This window comes from Pseudomonas sp. DE0157 (genome assembly GCF_007678615.1).
GTDB lineage: Bacteria > Pseudomonadota > Gammaproteobacteria > Pseudomonadales > Pseudomonadaceae > Aquipseudomonas > Aquipseudomonas parafulva_B.
In genome coordinates, this window is sequence record NZ_VEJN01000003.1 from 12393 (window position 1) to 27407 (window position 15015).

12 protein-coding genes and 1 pseudogene are annotated in these 15015 nt (G+C 55.7%); 7 read left to right on the plus strand and 6 right to left on the minus strand.

Annotated features, from left to right (window positions below):
* Positions 1–2: 2 nt before the first annotated feature.
* The gene (locus FS777_RS05625) at positions 3–4346 is read right to left on the minus strand and encodes an NACHT domain-containing NTPase (RefSeq protein ID WP_145254319.1); all 4344 of its coding nucleotides are present in this window, start codon (positions 4344–4346) and stop codon (positions 3–5) included.
* A 484-nt stretch (positions 4347–4830) separates the two neighbouring features.
* Here FS777_RS05625 and FS777_RS05635 point away from each other — a divergent pair.
* The 4 genes and pseudogenes from FS777_RS05635 to FS777_RS05655 form a co-directional block, all read left to right on the plus strand.
* Positions 4831–5919, plus strand: a pseudogene (locus FS777_RS05635) (NAD-dependent succinate-semialdehyde dehydrogenase); the annotation flags it as partial.
* Between the two features lie 12 nt (positions 5920–5931).
* A complete protein-coding gene (locus FS777_RS05640) occupies positions 5932–6270 on the plus strand; it encodes a carboxymuconolactone decarboxylase family protein (RefSeq protein WP_145254325.1) in 339 nt (112 codons plus the stop codon).
* On the plus strand, positions 6267–7259 hold the full coding sequence (locus FS777_RS05645) for an NAD(P)H-quinone oxidoreductase (protein WP_145254329.1): 993 nt from the start codon (positions 6267–6269) through the stop codon (positions 7257–7259). Before FS777_RS05640 ends, FS777_RS05645 begins: the two co-directional genes overlap by 4 nt.
* Positions 7260–7839: 580 nt before the next feature.
* Positions 7840–8457: a histidine phosphatase family protein gene (locus FS777_RS05655; RefSeq protein ID WP_145254335.1), complete on the plus strand. Its 618-nt coding sequence runs from the start codon at positions 7840–7842 to the stop codon at positions 8455–8457.
* A gap of 234 nt (positions 8458–8691) precedes the next feature.
* Here the strand turns inward: FS777_RS05655 and nfsA are convergent, their stop codons facing one another.
* Together nfsA and FS777_RS05665 are read right to left on the minus strand one after the other, a co-directional pair.
* Positions 8692–9513, minus strand: coding sequence for an oxygen-insensitive NADPH nitroreductase (gene nfsA / locus FS777_RS05660; protein WP_145254338.1), 822 nt, complete (start codon positions 9511–9513; stop codon positions 8692–8694).
* 298 nt (positions 9514–9811) lie between these two features.
* Positions 9812–10504, minus strand: coding sequence for an aspartate/glutamate racemase family protein (locus FS777_RS05665; protein WP_145254342.1), 693 nt, complete (start codon positions 10502–10504; stop codon positions 9812–9814).
* A 128-nt stretch (positions 10505–10632) separates the two neighbouring features.
* On the opposite strand from FS777_RS05665, the gene FS777_RS05670 reads away from it, so the two are divergent.
* Both FS777_RS05670 and FS777_RS05675 read left to right on the plus strand, forming a co-directional pair.
* Positions 10633–11514, plus strand: a complete 882-nt coding sequence (locus FS777_RS05670) for a LysR family transcriptional regulator (protein ID WP_145254345.1) — start codon at positions 10633–10635, stop codon at positions 11512–11514.
* A gap of 233 nt (positions 11515–11747) precedes the next feature.
* Positions 11748–12002 carry a type B 50S ribosomal protein L31 gene (locus FS777_RS05675; protein ID WP_145254348.1) on the plus strand — a complete coding sequence of 85 codons (255 nt, stop codon included), beginning with the start codon at positions 11748–11750 and terminating at the stop codon, positions 12000–12002.
* Between the two features lie 74 nt (positions 12003–12076).
* Here FS777_RS05675 and FS777_RS05680 read toward each other — a convergent pair whose 3' ends face one another.
* Positions 12077–12820, minus strand: coding sequence for a TonB-dependent receptor domain-containing protein (locus FS777_RS05680; RefSeq protein WP_145254351.1), 744 nt, complete (start codon positions 12818–12820; stop codon positions 12077–12079).
* On the opposite strand from FS777_RS05680, the gene FS777_RS05685 reads away from it, so the two are divergent.
* Complete coding sequence (locus FS777_RS05685; RefSeq protein ID WP_145254354.1) at positions 12819–13421, plus strand: hypothetical protein; 603 nt, start codon at positions 12819–12821, stop codon at positions 13419–13421. The two genes, FS777_RS05680 and FS777_RS05685, sit on opposite strands and share 2 nt — an antisense overlap.
* Positions 13422–14113: 692 nt before the next feature.
* On the opposite strand, the gene FS777_RS05695 is transcribed toward FS777_RS05685, so the two are convergent.
* Together FS777_RS05695 and FS777_RS21840 are read right to left on the minus strand one after the other, a co-directional pair.
* Positions 14114–14317: an IS66 family insertion sequence element accessory protein TnpB gene (locus FS777_RS05695; protein ID WP_145254358.1), complete on the minus strand. Its 204-nt coding sequence runs from the start codon at positions 14315–14317 to the stop codon at positions 14114–14116.
* Entirely contained in the window at positions 14314–14676 is a 363-nt protein-coding gene (locus FS777_RS21840) for a transposase (RefSeq protein ID WP_145254616.1), read from the minus strand. Before FS777_RS21840 ends, FS777_RS05695 begins: the two co-directional genes overlap by 4 nt.
* Between the last annotated feature and the right edge of the window lie 339 nt (positions 14677–15015).

Below are 15015 nucleotides of genomic sequence, written 5' to 3' on the forward strand. Positions count from 1 at the left end.
TTTTACTCCTCCTCGCTCAAGCTGCCTTTCGCCTGGTTGGCTTTGATGGCTTTGGCTGCTGCCTGTCCTCCCCGCTTGGTAAGGTCGATGCCGATGACCTTTATGTCCTCAACGCTAGGATATTTAGAGGCGATACTCAGCCAGTGTTCCTGCAAGGCTGCTACCAAACCGTCAAAACCGACTCGATCACCCTTTGGGGTCTCCCACCTGGTTTGACTATCTCGGCTGACAAGCAAAAAGATTCCGCAGCTCGACCTGTCATCGCGAAGGTAATCCCCACATAGCTGATTCTCAAGTCGCTCGAAATGCTGCGGCCCTTTCCAGTTCTGCGAGAGCTTCAGTTCGACCGGTACGGGGGCATCGAACTGGGTGTTCAGGAACCTGTAGTCAGGTCGCTTGTCGTCCGCAAGCTGTTCCTCCTGGACTACGCTGTAGCGGCCTGCAGTGCGCTCCCTACACCAGTCCCCGATGTATTTGCGAACCGAGGTTTCTTGGCTTGAAGGCAGCAGAAGCTCTGCCCAGCTTGAGTCACCCTCTTCCAGCAAGTGCTTCAAATCTAGTAAGCGATCAATCGCTAGGTTCCAAAGCTCTCGGTGCGTGGAAGGAGTGCATTCCAGAGAGTCATGGAAATCGATGACCTTCTCCGGAGGCCAAGGCGCTGTCTGCGAGTCGGCCGTGGCTTTCTGCTGAGCGTAAAATGCACTCCAGGGGCGAAGGCTCTCTGTAGGATGTGCGTGGGCAATTTCTTCCAAGGCCAGGAACGCTTCTTTCCCGGGTGTTTCTTGAATGAAGGCTAGAAGTCCATCTCCAGCATACTGTGCATCGTCCCTGAGGCCAGGCGAATAGACGCCTGTTCCTTCGCGACGAATATCATCTGCGATACGAACGTGCTCGTTAACCAGTAGATAGAGCGTCTTGGCATGCTCCACCGTCTTGTAATTCTGCCTGCAGCGGCGCGCATTGTGACTACCAACGATAGCGATCAGGCAGAGCATGGCAAATTGCGCCATTGCATCCTCTGACGTCAGGGATTGGATACGCGTGGCCAGTGCTGGGATGCCCTTAGCTGGTTCTGATCCAATCCACATAGCATACCAAGACGGTGCTATATCTAGATCGCTCTCTGCCATAGCACGCTCGCTGGCAAGCACAGCGAGTGCCTGATCACTGACCGAAGATTCCACTACGACGCTTAATCCGAGTTGAAGGGATTCCAGGGTTTTCACAGGTTGGGAAAGACGGGCCATGAGCGGATTTGACAGCGCTTCATACATCCATTCGCCACCGTAACGCAGCCTACGTAGGACATGATTGCCACCAGAGTCCGAGTATGGCTGACCCAGCTCGTAACAGATTTCACGTGCTACGATTTCTAGAAGCGGTTCCGGCCAGTGCTCGAAAAGCTTAGGTAGCCACTCTGGGAAGCCATTCAGTTCAAGCAGGGCATATCGAACGGCATACTCTGCATCCCTACAAGACATTTGGAGGAAACTGGACGACTCCTCCCTGGCTTCGATAGCAAGCCCCGTCAACCCCAGAATCACCTGGTAAGGAGTGGTATTCGCCGGGGCACCTTCGGATGGGAGCTGCGGGCAATAGCCCCTCCAGAATTTGATTACACCCTCGCGAAACGCTTGAGCGACCGGCATTCCGAACTCTGGAGCGAGTGACTGCCAGTTGCCGTTGCTCCATGTACTTGAGGATGACGTACCATCACGCATCTGCTCCAGGAGATAAGCTTGACGGCGAGTCATCACGCCCGGCTCGGGGCTGTTAATCAACTCTACATCTGCAGCAAGCCCTTCACGCCACTCGCGACGTCGATTCGCTTCCTCATCCTCTCGCTGGGCCGCTTCTTCTTTCCACTGGGCTTGCTGTATCTCCCATGCCTCGACCTGTCGCGCCGGAGGATTCAACATGAGCTCCAGCTTGTTGCTTAACTCGGCGTCACATTCAGTGGCCTTCCGAAGCAGAATCTCCCACTCAGCCGGCCTACCATGCTGCTTGAAGATTTCAACGGCCATACTCATCGCCATGTGGCGATCTTGAAAGTCAGCGAGGCTAACAATCTGGTCGCAGGTGAAACAGAAATTCTCCCTGTTCAACGTCCAAAATGGCCGGAAGCCGATCAGCTGCCAGACGTTGATTACGGCTTCGTTGCGATGCACGCGCCCCTTCCGGGCAACCTCAACGTCATACCAGAAGAGTTTGTAATCCAGTTCAGGCCAAGTGGGCACGGTTGCTCTGAGGTTCTCGCCTAGCTCTCGAATATCCCTCTCATCGTAGACATGGGCTAGCGCGAGCTTGCTCAAAATGGCTAGGGCGGCTGCATCGAGGGCAAAGGGATCTCGCTCATGGATCAGTCGGAGCACACATTGACCAGCAATTTCGGCAAGCCAGATGTATCTTTTCGAGATGGTGATGAACCCGTGATCTTTGGTAGGCGGCTTGGCTAAGAGCTCTCCTAGCCCACGGATGAAGGTAGGGAGAAGCTCCAGTGGTAAGTCTGCGACGAAGGATGACAGGTTCAACGCAAGGCTGTCCCTACCGCCGTATCGTTCCTTCTTAGCGGCACGTCCGATCGCTTCTAGCAGCCAACAAAGTGAGCCGTGGTTCGGCGGCAATTTATCTACGAGCTCTGCCAACCATTCCCGGTTGACTTCCTTGTCACCAGCCAACAACCCTTGGCGCACTTCTGCGACGTCCTGGGGAGTACCCAAATCGATCACGGCGCGGATGGCGGCTATGCGCGTGTGTTTGTGCATTGCGGTGAGGGCAAATTGCTTGGCTTCTGCGAGTGCTCCTATGACCTCCCCTTGCCAAACCATTCGCAGAAGGAACCAGGTGATATCGTCGTTGGAACTGTAGAGCGCCAGCAAGTCCTTGATGTCTTCAGTGAGATCGTGGTGAGCGAATCGCTGCACCGCTGAGTAGTCAGTCATCGACCAGCTATGCGCCGGCTGCGCCAATTGCTCGCAGGCTTTACGCAGTACGTTCCGGCGAGTAGTTAATGGGAGCTGGCCTGGATCACCACCCTCGAAGAATACCTCTGGAGCAACCTCCTCCAGCCGTGCGCAAATGCGATTATCCAATAGTGCCAGCCAAGGCAAGACTGGACGCAGCGAGGGGTTGATTACCTGTAGTCCGTATTGGGTGCGGAAGAACAGATTCTCGATCTTGACGCGAGAGGCTGCATCTCGAATTAGCTCGTGAAGCCATTCCGCTGTTAGGTATTCACGGACAGTGCGATGGTGAAAGCGAACCGTTCCATAAATGCCCGGCTCGAAAATCGGGCGGGTCAACAGAGCACCAGCGTCTGCGTCATTCCAGTCCTTAAGGACAGATCGAACTGGAATACCCTTTTTGTTGGCGTCGCCATCGGGGACGCGGACGGCAGAGATCTGTCCAAATGTAGTCGCGGCAGCTATGAGACGGACGCCTTCGCGAAGCTTCTCTGGTGCGATAGGCTTGATCTCGGCGCGATTTTGGTCTCGCTCTTCCAGGCGACGATCGATACTGCTTTTCATCAGCTCCAGGCGCGAGCCTATACGATGGTGTGTCTGCCAATAATCGACGAGTTCCAAGAAGTCCAAGGGGCGCGTCGTCAGTGACCATGCATCCCTACGCTCAAGTTCAGCGTGAAATGCTTTCCCATCTTCGACGCCAGTGGCGGCTAAGAACTGCTCGACTTGTTTCCCATGAATGTCGTCGAGAGTCACTACGAGGAACGACACACCTGACTTCGATTTAGTTAATACCGCGTGCGCTGAGTCGGCAAGCACATCAGACTCAGAAGTAGGTGTTTGCTGGGCTATGGGCTCAATGGCAAAGTTCTGCTCACAGATCGCTAGATCCGTCCTGGCACGCCACGCTGTGCTCCGCCCTGTGATGAGTATGTGCGCCAGGGCCCCTAAGCGTTGAGTCAAACGGCCAATCTTACGGATTGCGCGCTCGAAATCCCTCGGATCTTTCAACCGAGCTTCGTCCACTGAATCCATGAACAGCCAACCTTCGGTGCCCGAATCTAACCAGCTTTCGAACTCATCGAACCCACCTTCCTCGATTGCGTCTTCCAAATCCGTGGAGACGTTCTCGATCCGTAGAAAGAAGGCCACCTTCCCTTCGCTGCGGAGCTGACGAGTGACATTCCGGATTTCAGCGGTTTTGCCTGATCCCGCCTCGGACAGCAGTATGACTCGGCGGTGCTGAAGCAGGTCTGGCCAGCGAAGGTCTCCGCTGCTGCTATGGCGACCACTCAAATCAACATCGTCGGACGCATCAGAGTCGAAGGGGATTTTGGAGAAAGTACGATCAAGGTCGATGAAGGTGTTCGAGTGTCCGTTCATGGGTGGATCTCAAGCAGGTCAGATGCAGTCCCGAGCTGGGCTGCAGAGGCTCTCCCATCCTACCTGAAACGCATCTTTCATCGGAGTCATGTCCCTTAAGGCAATCCACTTACCCTGAAGCGCCAGCTTGTTTGACGCAAGGATGGCAGCACGAGACCTATGCCCTGTGATGGAGCCCCGGTACTTAGTCGATCAGTCCTAGTGCCGAGTCGGAGACAGGCCCCCGAGCGCTTCGAGTTGGTAATCGGTGACTGTCTGAAATGCGTGCTGAGCCTCGATACGAAGACGCTCCACCTCAGCCTCAGGCTTCCCATCCGCTTTCGCTAGATCGTATCGCATGGCCTCTATGGCCTGCTGATAGAGAGGGTAATCAGGGAGGGCTGGTTGCCGTTTTTTTCGCGCCATGTTCTCAACCTCACACTGCTTCCGCTCTGCTAATGAATGAGTTCTTCGGCAATCACCGCCAGCTGGCTTCCGACTTTGTCCTTCAGAACCTCGATGCATCGATGGCCGTGTGGTACCAGCCAACCGCCCCGGGGTGCTGCAACTGGTGAAGCGCCAGCCAATAGGCCCCGTGGCTGCTTTCACACCCTGGAATTTCCCAGCAATTACGCCGGCGCGCAAACTGTCTGCCGCGCTTGCCGCCGGTTGCAGTGTCATTCTCAAACCTGGTGAGGAAAGCCCCTCCACTGCCCTCGCCCTTGCTCGTGCCTTGGATGATGCCGGGCTGCCGAAAGGTGTGCTGCAGATCGTGTTTGGTGTGCCCGATGAGGTCTCCAGCCAGCTGATCGCCTCGCCGATTATTCGCAAAGTGACCTTCACGGGCTCTGTGCCCATTGGCCGTCTTTTGTCGAGTCGCGCAGCCGATGGCGTGAAGCCGATCACGCTCGAGTTGGGTGGCCATGGCCCAGTGCTGGTGTTCGACGATGCCGATGTGGAACGCGCTGCGGTGGAGGGCGTCGCCAACCGCTTTCGCGGTACCGGCCAGGTTTGCATTTCTTCAACCCGTTTCCTGGTTCAACGGGGTGTCTACGAGCAATTCGTCGACCACTTCGTGGCTGCTACTAAAGCACTGCGGGTCGGCAACGGCATGCACCCCCATACGCAGGTCGGGCCACTCGCCAACCTGCGACAACTGAACAAGATGGAGGAACTGGTGGCTGATGCCGTGGCCAAGGGGGCTCAGGTGTTGGCCGGCGGTGAGGCCTTGCCTGGCCCGGGCTTCTTCTTCGCGCCAACAGTGTTGGCGGAGGTGCCGATGGACGCTCGAATCATGCATGAAGAGCCGTTCGGCCCCATCGCTATCGTGATGCCATTCGATGGCCTGGTGGATGGATTGGCCGAGGCGAATCGCTTGCCCTATGGCCTGTCGGCCTATGCCTTCACCACCAATGCACGGACGGCCATCGATGTTGCCGATGGTTTGGAGGCCGGCATGATCGGGATCAATCAATACCGCATCGTCGCCACAGAGCTGCCCTTTGGCGGCATCAAGGAAAGCGGTCACGGCTCGGAAGGCGGCATCGAAGGTATCGAGCACTACCTCACCAACAAATTCATCAGCCAGGTTTGAGGAACAGCCCTCATGACAGGTCTCAATTTTACAAGCCCTCGTGAGGCGGCCAGGGCTTTCACGCCGAAACTCTCGGAACTCATTGAGTCGACGCTTTACCCGCAAATCTGGGGCGACGCCTCTTTGTCACCACGCGACCGGAGCCTCATCACCATCGCGGCACTGATTGCTGGTGGTCACTCAGATGAGTTGCCGGCCCATTTGCGGCGCGCTGTTGCCAACGGCATTACGCGTGAGGAGCTTGCAGGAGCCATTACCCACCTCTCCTTCTATGCAGGATTTCCTGCAGCGATCACTGCATCTGCCATCGCCCAATCCACCCTCGTTGACTCGGAGCCTTTGAAACCATGAAAGCGATCACCTTTGAAACCTTTGGTGGCCCTGAAGTGCTCCAGGTGAGTGATGTACCCGTGCCGGAAGTCCGCCCCGCCGACCTGCTGGTACGCGTGCACGCCGCCGGCGTCAACCGAGCTGATTTAACCCATCGTACCGGTGGCTATGGGCGTCCAAATTTCGGCGACTCGCTGATCATCGGCCTGGAAATCTCGGGTGAGGTGATCGAGGTCGGAAGTGAGGTGTCAGGCTATCAGGTCGGCGATCGAGTGATGGGGGTTGTGGGTGGCGGCGCCTATGCTGAAATCGCGCGTATCGACTACCGCATGGCGATGCCGATTCCTGCCGATCTCGACTACGTGCATGCTTCAGCGATCCCGGAAGTCTTTGTGACGGCTCACGAAGCAATGATCCACCTGGCGAAGCTGAAACCAGGTGAGTCGGTACTCATCCATGCCGCTGCTGGTGGCGTTGGTTCAGCAGCTGTGCAGCTTGCTTACGCCACAGGCGCCAAGGTCTTCGCCACCGCCGAGGTTGGAAAACTGTCCCGGGTGGAGAATCTGGGTGCTGATTTCTCCATCGATCACAAAGCGCAGGACTTCGCCCAGGTGGTCGCGCAGCACACGGATAGTCAAGGCGTGGATGTCATCATCGACTTCGTCGGTGAACCGTATTTCACCCGTAACCTTCAGTCACTCGCTAAAGGTGGTCGCCTGGTACAGGTAGGCATTCTGGGTGGAGGGGGTAAGGTAAGTCTCAAGCTGGAAGACGTCCTTTACCGCCACTTGCAGATCATCGGAACGGTGATGAAGTCCCGTACACAGTCTGAAAAGCATGCGATGGTCAGACGCTTCCGCGAACATTGGCTCGATCGTTTCGAGGGAGGAGGCAGTCTCGAGCCTGTGGTCGATAGCACCTTCCCATTGGCGCGAGCCGCGGATGCTCACCGGAAAATGGAGGCCTCACTCAATGTAGGAAAGATCATCCTGACAATGCCAGTCACCTGATTCGGTTTCCTTCACTCAGTTTTCACGGAGGATGGGAGGCACTGAAGCCATCCCTACGTGTGATAGACCTTGCCCGCCTAACCGCGGGCTTTCTTTTACCTATGGCCGCGCTTGGCTGGTGAGGCAGGAGACTCTCGGAGCATCGACAAGCAATTGAAGCAGCTCCGCAATCAGCCCTCTCGCATCTAGTTGATACCCTTCACGCCAACGGTACGACCAGTGTTGAGGAGATCCGTCCTCCTCCCATTCGGCCAATGCGAGGCCATTGACGGTCTCCATCTCAAACCAGAGTGACTGCCACCCTTCAGCGTCTGATACTAGGGTGGTGTCTTGCCATACAAATTCCGTCTGCGCCACGAAGCTCGACCAGCGCATCAGATCTTGAGGTGCTTCCTGGGCCAATACGATTAACGCCGAGACTGTCAGCACAGGTTTCCTCCAGAGACAACGAAGAGACTGCTAGGCATTTTGCCAGAGAGAGCTGTCTTTTCACGATCTCTCACTTTCGCAATGGCTATCCCACACGTTGCCATGCCAGCATGGCGCATTCCAAGCAATGTGAGCCAAGGAAGGATAGTCAATGAAGAACGTTAGGCTGATACGCCACGGCGAGAGCGCCGCCAACGCTGGCGAGCCAACTAGGGATCACGCAAGCATTCCTTTGCCGGCAAAAGGCCTGGAGCAAGCCCGTATCGTCGCTCAGTCGATCACCAGCGCCCCTGGCCTTATTCTGGCCTCACCATTCCTTCGCGCCCAAGCAACCGCGCTGGCCACCACGGCACTCTATCCCGATGCTGCTTTTGAAACTTGGCTGGTTCACGAATTCACCTACCTGGCGCCAGCACGCTGTGTAGATACGACGCTCGCACAGCGGCGGGGCTGGGTCGATTCCTATTGGCAGAGATCAGATCCTGCCTTTTCTGATGGTGAAGGTGCTGAGTCCTTCATCGACCTAGTGACCAGGGTTCGTGCATTTCTTAAGCGACTGGCAGAGCAGTCGGCCTCTGACATCGTTGTGTTTTCACATGGGCAGGTCATGAACACCGTGCGCTGGCTTCTAGAGAAAAGGCCCCAGGTAATCGACGGTGAGGCAATGCTGGATTGGCGTGAGTACGAGATAGCGAACCATATCCCGAATTGTCAGGGGTTCTCGCTAAGCAGGCATACGGACGGCAGGAACTGGGCACTCGGTCGTTGAAAACGTCAACTACGAACGCCAGCACTTTGCTGACCTTATCTTCACGCTCTTTTCACATGCGATGCCCGAAACTCCAGCTATCCCTACGTGTGATAGACCTTGCCCGCCTAGCAGCGGGCTTTCTTTTGTCTGCAATCCCAAGCGGCTGGCTGTGTTGTCGTGCTCATCGCGCCGCATCACTTTGATTTGATGATGGCTCCACGACTATCAAGTCACTCTCAAAAGCTACAACTCTCAGCGCAGCCCAAAGCCCATTCGCGCCAGCTTACCCAAAAGCTCCTCGCGCCCATGCAGGCTCGAAACGTTACTTAGTCTGCTGACTACCTGTTCTGACCAGCTACCAGCCTTCATCCCCTCCCGATCATAGAAGGCACCAAGGCGCTCATCATATTCAGCAATGACATTCTGCTTGCCCACCGCTGAGTAGACCTCATGGAAGAGCACTGCCTCCTGAGGCAGTCGCGGCTTCACCTTGGCAGGTCGTTCAGTGGATGGGTAGCCAACGCACAGGCCGAAAACGGGATAGACCTGTGGGGGTAGTCTCAGCTCTTTGGCAACGCCTTCTATGTCGTTACGGATGCCGCCGATGTAAACACTCCCCAGGCCAAGCGACTCCAGAGCTACAACAGCGTTCTGCGCTGCCAGCGCTGCGTCGATGGTGCCCAGCAGCAAGCTTTCCAGGTAAGGCAACGCTTCCAGCTCTACCCCGTGTTGCTCTGCAACGCGCGAAACCCTGGACAAGTCGGCAAGCCAGACTAGGAATAGAGGCGCTTGACGAATGTAGGTTTGGTTTCCAGCGAGCTTCGAGAGACGGCTTTTCCGGTCAAAATCTTGAACGGCGACAACACTCCAGACTTGGAGGTTGGATGACGTAGAGGCTGACTGTGCTGCGGCAATCAGGGCCTCAATCGTACCGTCGGGCAAAGGTTGATCAGTGAACGCTCGTACGCTGCGGTGCTCGAGCAGTTGGTCGATCGTCTCATTCCACTGTTGAAGCGGTGAAACCTCCGGTGCGCCATACCGTGCAGCTAGCTTCGACTGGGCATTGGTTGTCATGTGAATCCTCCAAAATAGTAGGAGGCTATCAAATTCTTGTCTATGCGACACACCCCAGTACGTATTGGTAGAATGTGGCCAACTGCCAGCGCCGCTGGCAAGGCGAAATTTGATGGAGGGCATGAGCAGACTTGGCCAATGGCACCGCACCTGCTGGTAGGGTGACTATCGTCTGCATATGAGTGAGGTGGGCCGCGAACTCATCTGGCCAGTCGCCGAGCAATTCGTCGTCCTCAGCCGCTGGAAGAAGGCTGATTAGCTCACACCCCATCTCCCGCCCTTCAGGATGCTGGTCAGGTTACTTGCCTAGGGCGAACTCGATGCCGGCTTCCACATGGATCGCCGTCGAGTCGAAACCTGGAAGTGGAAGCTTGTCAGTCTCGAGGATCAGGCAGATCTCCGTGCATCCGAAGATGATCGAGTCGGCACCGTCTGCTTTCGCCTTCTCGATCAGCGACACCAGCACGGCTCTCGACTCATCGCGCACGATACCCAGGCTGAGCTCATTGAAAATGATGTCGTGGATTTGGCCTCGGCCTTCAACGTCAGGAACCATCACCTCGATGCCGTGCTTCTCCATGTGGGCCGGATAGAACCCATTCTCCATGGTGTAGCGGGTCGCTACCAACAAGGGCTTGCGATGTCCTGCCGACTTCAGACGCTCGGCCACCACATCGACAATGTGAATGAAGGGCAACGGAGTTGCGGCAATGACCGCATCTGCAACCAGGTGCATGGTGACAGCGCAGATCATCACGCAGTCCGCACCGGCTTTCTCCAAGCTCTCTGCCACCTCTGCCAGTTGGTGCCCAGCCTGCTCCCACTCGCCTGCTTTCTGCTTGTCGACAATGGTCTGGAAGTCGACTGAGTGCAGCAGCACCTGAGCGGAATGCAGGCCACCTAGGCGCTTGTTAATACCCTGATTCAGAGCACGGTAGTACACCGCCGACCCTTCATAGCTCATGCCGCCTATCAGACCGATCTTTCGCATGCATTTTTCTCCAGCCTCAAGCAGGCTTACCGACGTGCGGGGCTCCCAAAGCAGATCCCCGATCCGTCTGAGTGTATGCTGTTGTCTAATTCTCAAGTGATGAATAATTGGCATACAGGATTCTTGAATTGAGAAACCTAGATCTAGACTCCCTGCAGATTTTCAAAGCAGTGGTCGACTATGGCGGCATCACCAATGCCGCTGCCCAGCTCAACCGCGTGCAGTCCAACATCACCACCCGCGTGAAGAATCTGGAAGAACGCCTGGGCGTAACGCTGTTTCATCGCCAGAGTGGCAAGCTCATCCCCTCAGACGAGGGCAAGCTGCTGCACCAGTACGCCGAAAGGCTGCTGCGTCTGTTCACTGAAGCCGAGACAGCGCTCAAGCGAGGCTCACTGCAAGGAACACTGCGAATCGGCACGCTGGAAAGCACCGCCGCAGCCAGACTCCCACCGTTGCTGTCGAGCTACCACGAGCGCTTTCCTGATGTGCAGATCGAATTGGTATCCGGCTCGTCCGACGCCCTGATTGCCCAGGTGCATCGCGGTGTCATCGAGGCGGCCTTCGTTTCTGACCCTTACACGAAGGCTGGCCTTGATAACCAAGAAGCCTTCATCGAAGAGCTCACGCTAATCGTTGCCAAGAATAGCCACGTGACCCATGCCCGCGATCTCGCCGGCCAGACGGTGATCGCCTTCGCCAAAGGTTGCTCATACCGACGAGTTCTGGAGTCTTGGCTGCAGACCTGTGAAATCGTCCCGCGCCGCGTGCTTGAACTGGCCTCGTACCATGCGATCTCAGCGTGTGCGGCAGCTGGAACCGGAGTAGCGATCATGCCCCAGGCAGTGCTCAAAGCCGTCCAGGTAGAGAGCTTGGTGAAAGCGTTGCCGCTGCCATCCAAACTTGCCCGCGTGCGAACTCATCTGATCTGGCGTAGCGGACATCAGTCGAGCGTATTGCAATCGCTACAAGATGAGCTCGCCCGTCATCGTGGCTCTCCCTCAGGCTAAACCATTCCTTGATGTATCAGTCGCCCTCCCGGTATCCGGCTCTGAACGCCGGGGGGGCTGCGGCCATAGCCCGCAGCGCTTCTGTCCTTGGCGCTATTGGGCCGATGTTCACAGCCCACCTGAGTCGATAGCTCGATGTCCCAAGCTCGCCAAGCATCTGCTTTGCAGAGCCTTGAAATGAGATTCGATATCATCTATTTTGTTACTCTATATCATCTCATTTGGAGCTACATGTGAAACCCGGCATCCATCCAGAATATCGTCCCGTCCTATTTCATGACGTCTCGGCAAACGCTTTTTGGCTGATCGGATCGACGATTGATACAGACAAGACCTTCGCTCACAGCGATGGCAAGACCTACCCATACGTTACCCTGGATGTGTCCAGCGCATCTCACCCGGTCTACACCGGCCAGGAACGTAAAGCCAAATCCGAAGGCCGTGTAGCTGGCTTCAACAAGAGGTTCGCAGCGTTCACCCAAAAGTAGGTAAGAAGGGCTAAGTGAGTCAAAAAACCAAGAAGCCGGCGTTAATGCCGGCTTCTTTCTGCACCCGATAAAGATCAGAAGTAGTACCTGACCGAGGCACCTAATGTGGTGGACGGCTGTGGAACGATCACCAGGCCGCTATTGGTACCGTAGGCGACCTCAGTGCCATAGCGGTGCGGCTGGAATGTGCCATAGACGCTAAAGCTGTAATCGCTGTAGTCATAGGTAGCGCGGAGGTCATAGCGCGTGTAGGGCGCCATTCCATGCTTTTCGGTACCGGTGTAGTACGGAATCCCATCCAGGTGGTAGACGTCCGCATTGAGCGTGAGCTGACCACCCATGAATCCGTTTCGATACTGAGCCCCAGCCTTGTAAGTATGCTCTGGTACCACCAGTCTAGCCCCCGTGCCTGCTGGAGTGTTGTTGATCACGGCATCAATGATTCGTCCATAGCTCATGTAGGTACTGACGGTTGAGGTCAGCTGATAATTGAAGCTGGTTTCTGCGCCCCTGCGGGTGGTGTCACCTACCTGCTCATAAATACCTGGCGTGGTCTGAACAGTCTCGCTGTCATTCTCGATGTAGTAGAACTCAGTGGTATTCGAGAAGCGATCCGTAGGCCTAACGGTAAATCCGATGTCATAGGATTTGACCTTGCTAGGACGGACATTACTGTTGACCTGACCGCCCGTGTCACTCAAAGGTAGAGCGCTGCCGCTGCCAGAGCTGATGTATTCCGCAGCAGGTGAGCGGAAGCACTGCTCTGTGGCTATGGAGAGTTGAACGCACTTGCGTCGCTGTATGGGAGGAAAATTCATGGCCATTGATCCATCCAAATTTCACAAAATCAACGTCGCCGACACTTGCACTGTTTGGAACATTTTGTCATCACGTAGGCTTTATGCCGGGGCTCAAGAAGCCAAATGCGGATTTTGCATAACCGGATTTGTGTTCTATGAATGCTTGGTCAAGCCACGGTCATCCCCAACGGATGCCGACCTTGAGCTCAGGGAGCGTCTGGAACGCGAGAGGAAAAGAGGCAAATTTGCATCCCATTCCTGCAGTATTGACGACCTACAGGCTATCGCTGATCTCGAAAATCGCAGGAAGCTGGGTAAAGGCGAACTGTCCTCAATCGCCTTCGCAAGCAAGATCCGACAAGCCTTTATCACTGATGACCGCAAAGCCCGAGCGCTGTCCGAAAGCGTTGCAGATTCCATCACACAGACTACCCCGCACCTGCATTCTTGGCTCATCTTCAGCAACACCCTGACAGATGCTGACCACCAGGAAGTATTGTCACAACACATTGAGATGGGCGGGTCGCTTGCCACGCACCTGGACACTGCATATCAAATGGCCTTGCAGTGCAAACTGAACATCCCTGCCCTTCCAGTGCTTGCCACCCCTTCAGAGTGATCATGGACATACAACTAGGCCAAGAGGTAGAAAAAGTCGATTCATTGTTTGGACGTGACGAGCCAACGTAAGCGTCTGGCCAAGTCACCTTCCGAACTCCAGCATTTAGGGCGATGGTGTCCGCGTATTTTTAAGCGGACGCGATCACCCTTATCGCCAGGATTTACATGCGCCGTAAGTGTCCGGCTAACACACCTTGCGTAGTCGAACGGACGCAAGCCCGGTATCCTTCATCCCAATCACGGTTACCGACTCTGAGGGCTCATTTTGGCAATATCCATCTATTACACTGCGAGGCGAAAGGCCCCGCTCAGCTCGAACGAGGTAACCGTTATTGAGGAGATTGTTCGTCGCCACTGTGTAGATGATCAAATAGAACGATTCCTCTCCCTCGGCTCTGGCCTGAATTGGGAGTCATTCGATTTCTCAACCAACCTGGAGCCGAACCGTTTTTTAAAGAAGGGCCTCGTGTTTTCGGGCGCCACTAAGCTCCCTGATAACCATGAAGACGCATCATGGGTTGGCATACAACATTGGTGTAAGTGCTTATCGGAAATTCGTATCGCGGTATCTGGTTGCGAATGGAATGTTGCGGTCGAAGGCCATGCAATGCAGTGGGATGCGGTACTCAACTCGTATGACCCGACACGATAAGAAGGGGGGGTCGTAAGCGCATACCAACTCAGCGTAATTCAGGCCGGCACCCACTGAAGCGGTAGCAGTTGAGCGATCTCACTGGCCTGCTGCATCGGCATGGCCCGGCGATTAGCGAACAGGTAAGCGCAGTGCGGCTTCGCCGCACCGAACACCGCGATCACCTGGGCCAATGCGGTTTCGGTACCGGCGCGCATGTCCATCGGCTCGGAAGCCAGCCAGATGGCATCGATGCGGATCATTGAGCGACAGCCCGGATAAATTGCGCGCAGCCCTCGGGATCTGAGGTTGGCCATTTCACTGTGATCACTTGGCCGGCCATGAGCAACTCGATGACCACTGAGGCTTCGACTGGCCGTTTAGGTGTGGCTTTTAGCGGGACGAATGCCGGTAGTGAAGTCGCTGCGGGCTGGTCTCGATAGAGCGGCATCCATTTGCGGATGACATTGGCATTGATGCCGTGGCTGATGGCAACACTCGACACGGTAGCCCCAGGTTGCAGGCATTCCTGAACGACCTGGGCTTTGAACGGTTTTCGGATAAGAGCTTCGTTGGCGCATGGGAATCCTGGCGATAAGGGCGATCGCGTCCGCTTAAAAATACGCGGACACCATCGCCCTTAAAGCTGGAGTTCGGAAGGTGAGTTCGCCGGACGCTTACTCTTACCTAGGTAGCCGACGAGCTTGAACAGCAAGTAGCGCCCTGCCCCACTACTCGACCGATGCTGATCGCGTGGTTGACGGAGTGGATTCGAAGCCCTGAAGCGTTGAGCGAAATCAAGCGTGAGCTTCCTCGCCTTCCCCAAGTCTTGAAGTCGGCGTATAGCGATTGGAATCACCTGGATGGCGGCCAATAGGTCGCCACCACTTCCTTCATCTGAGCTTTACGCTACCTGCTGAATTCCCACAGCTTCACCAGACCGGTTATACGAAAAAACATC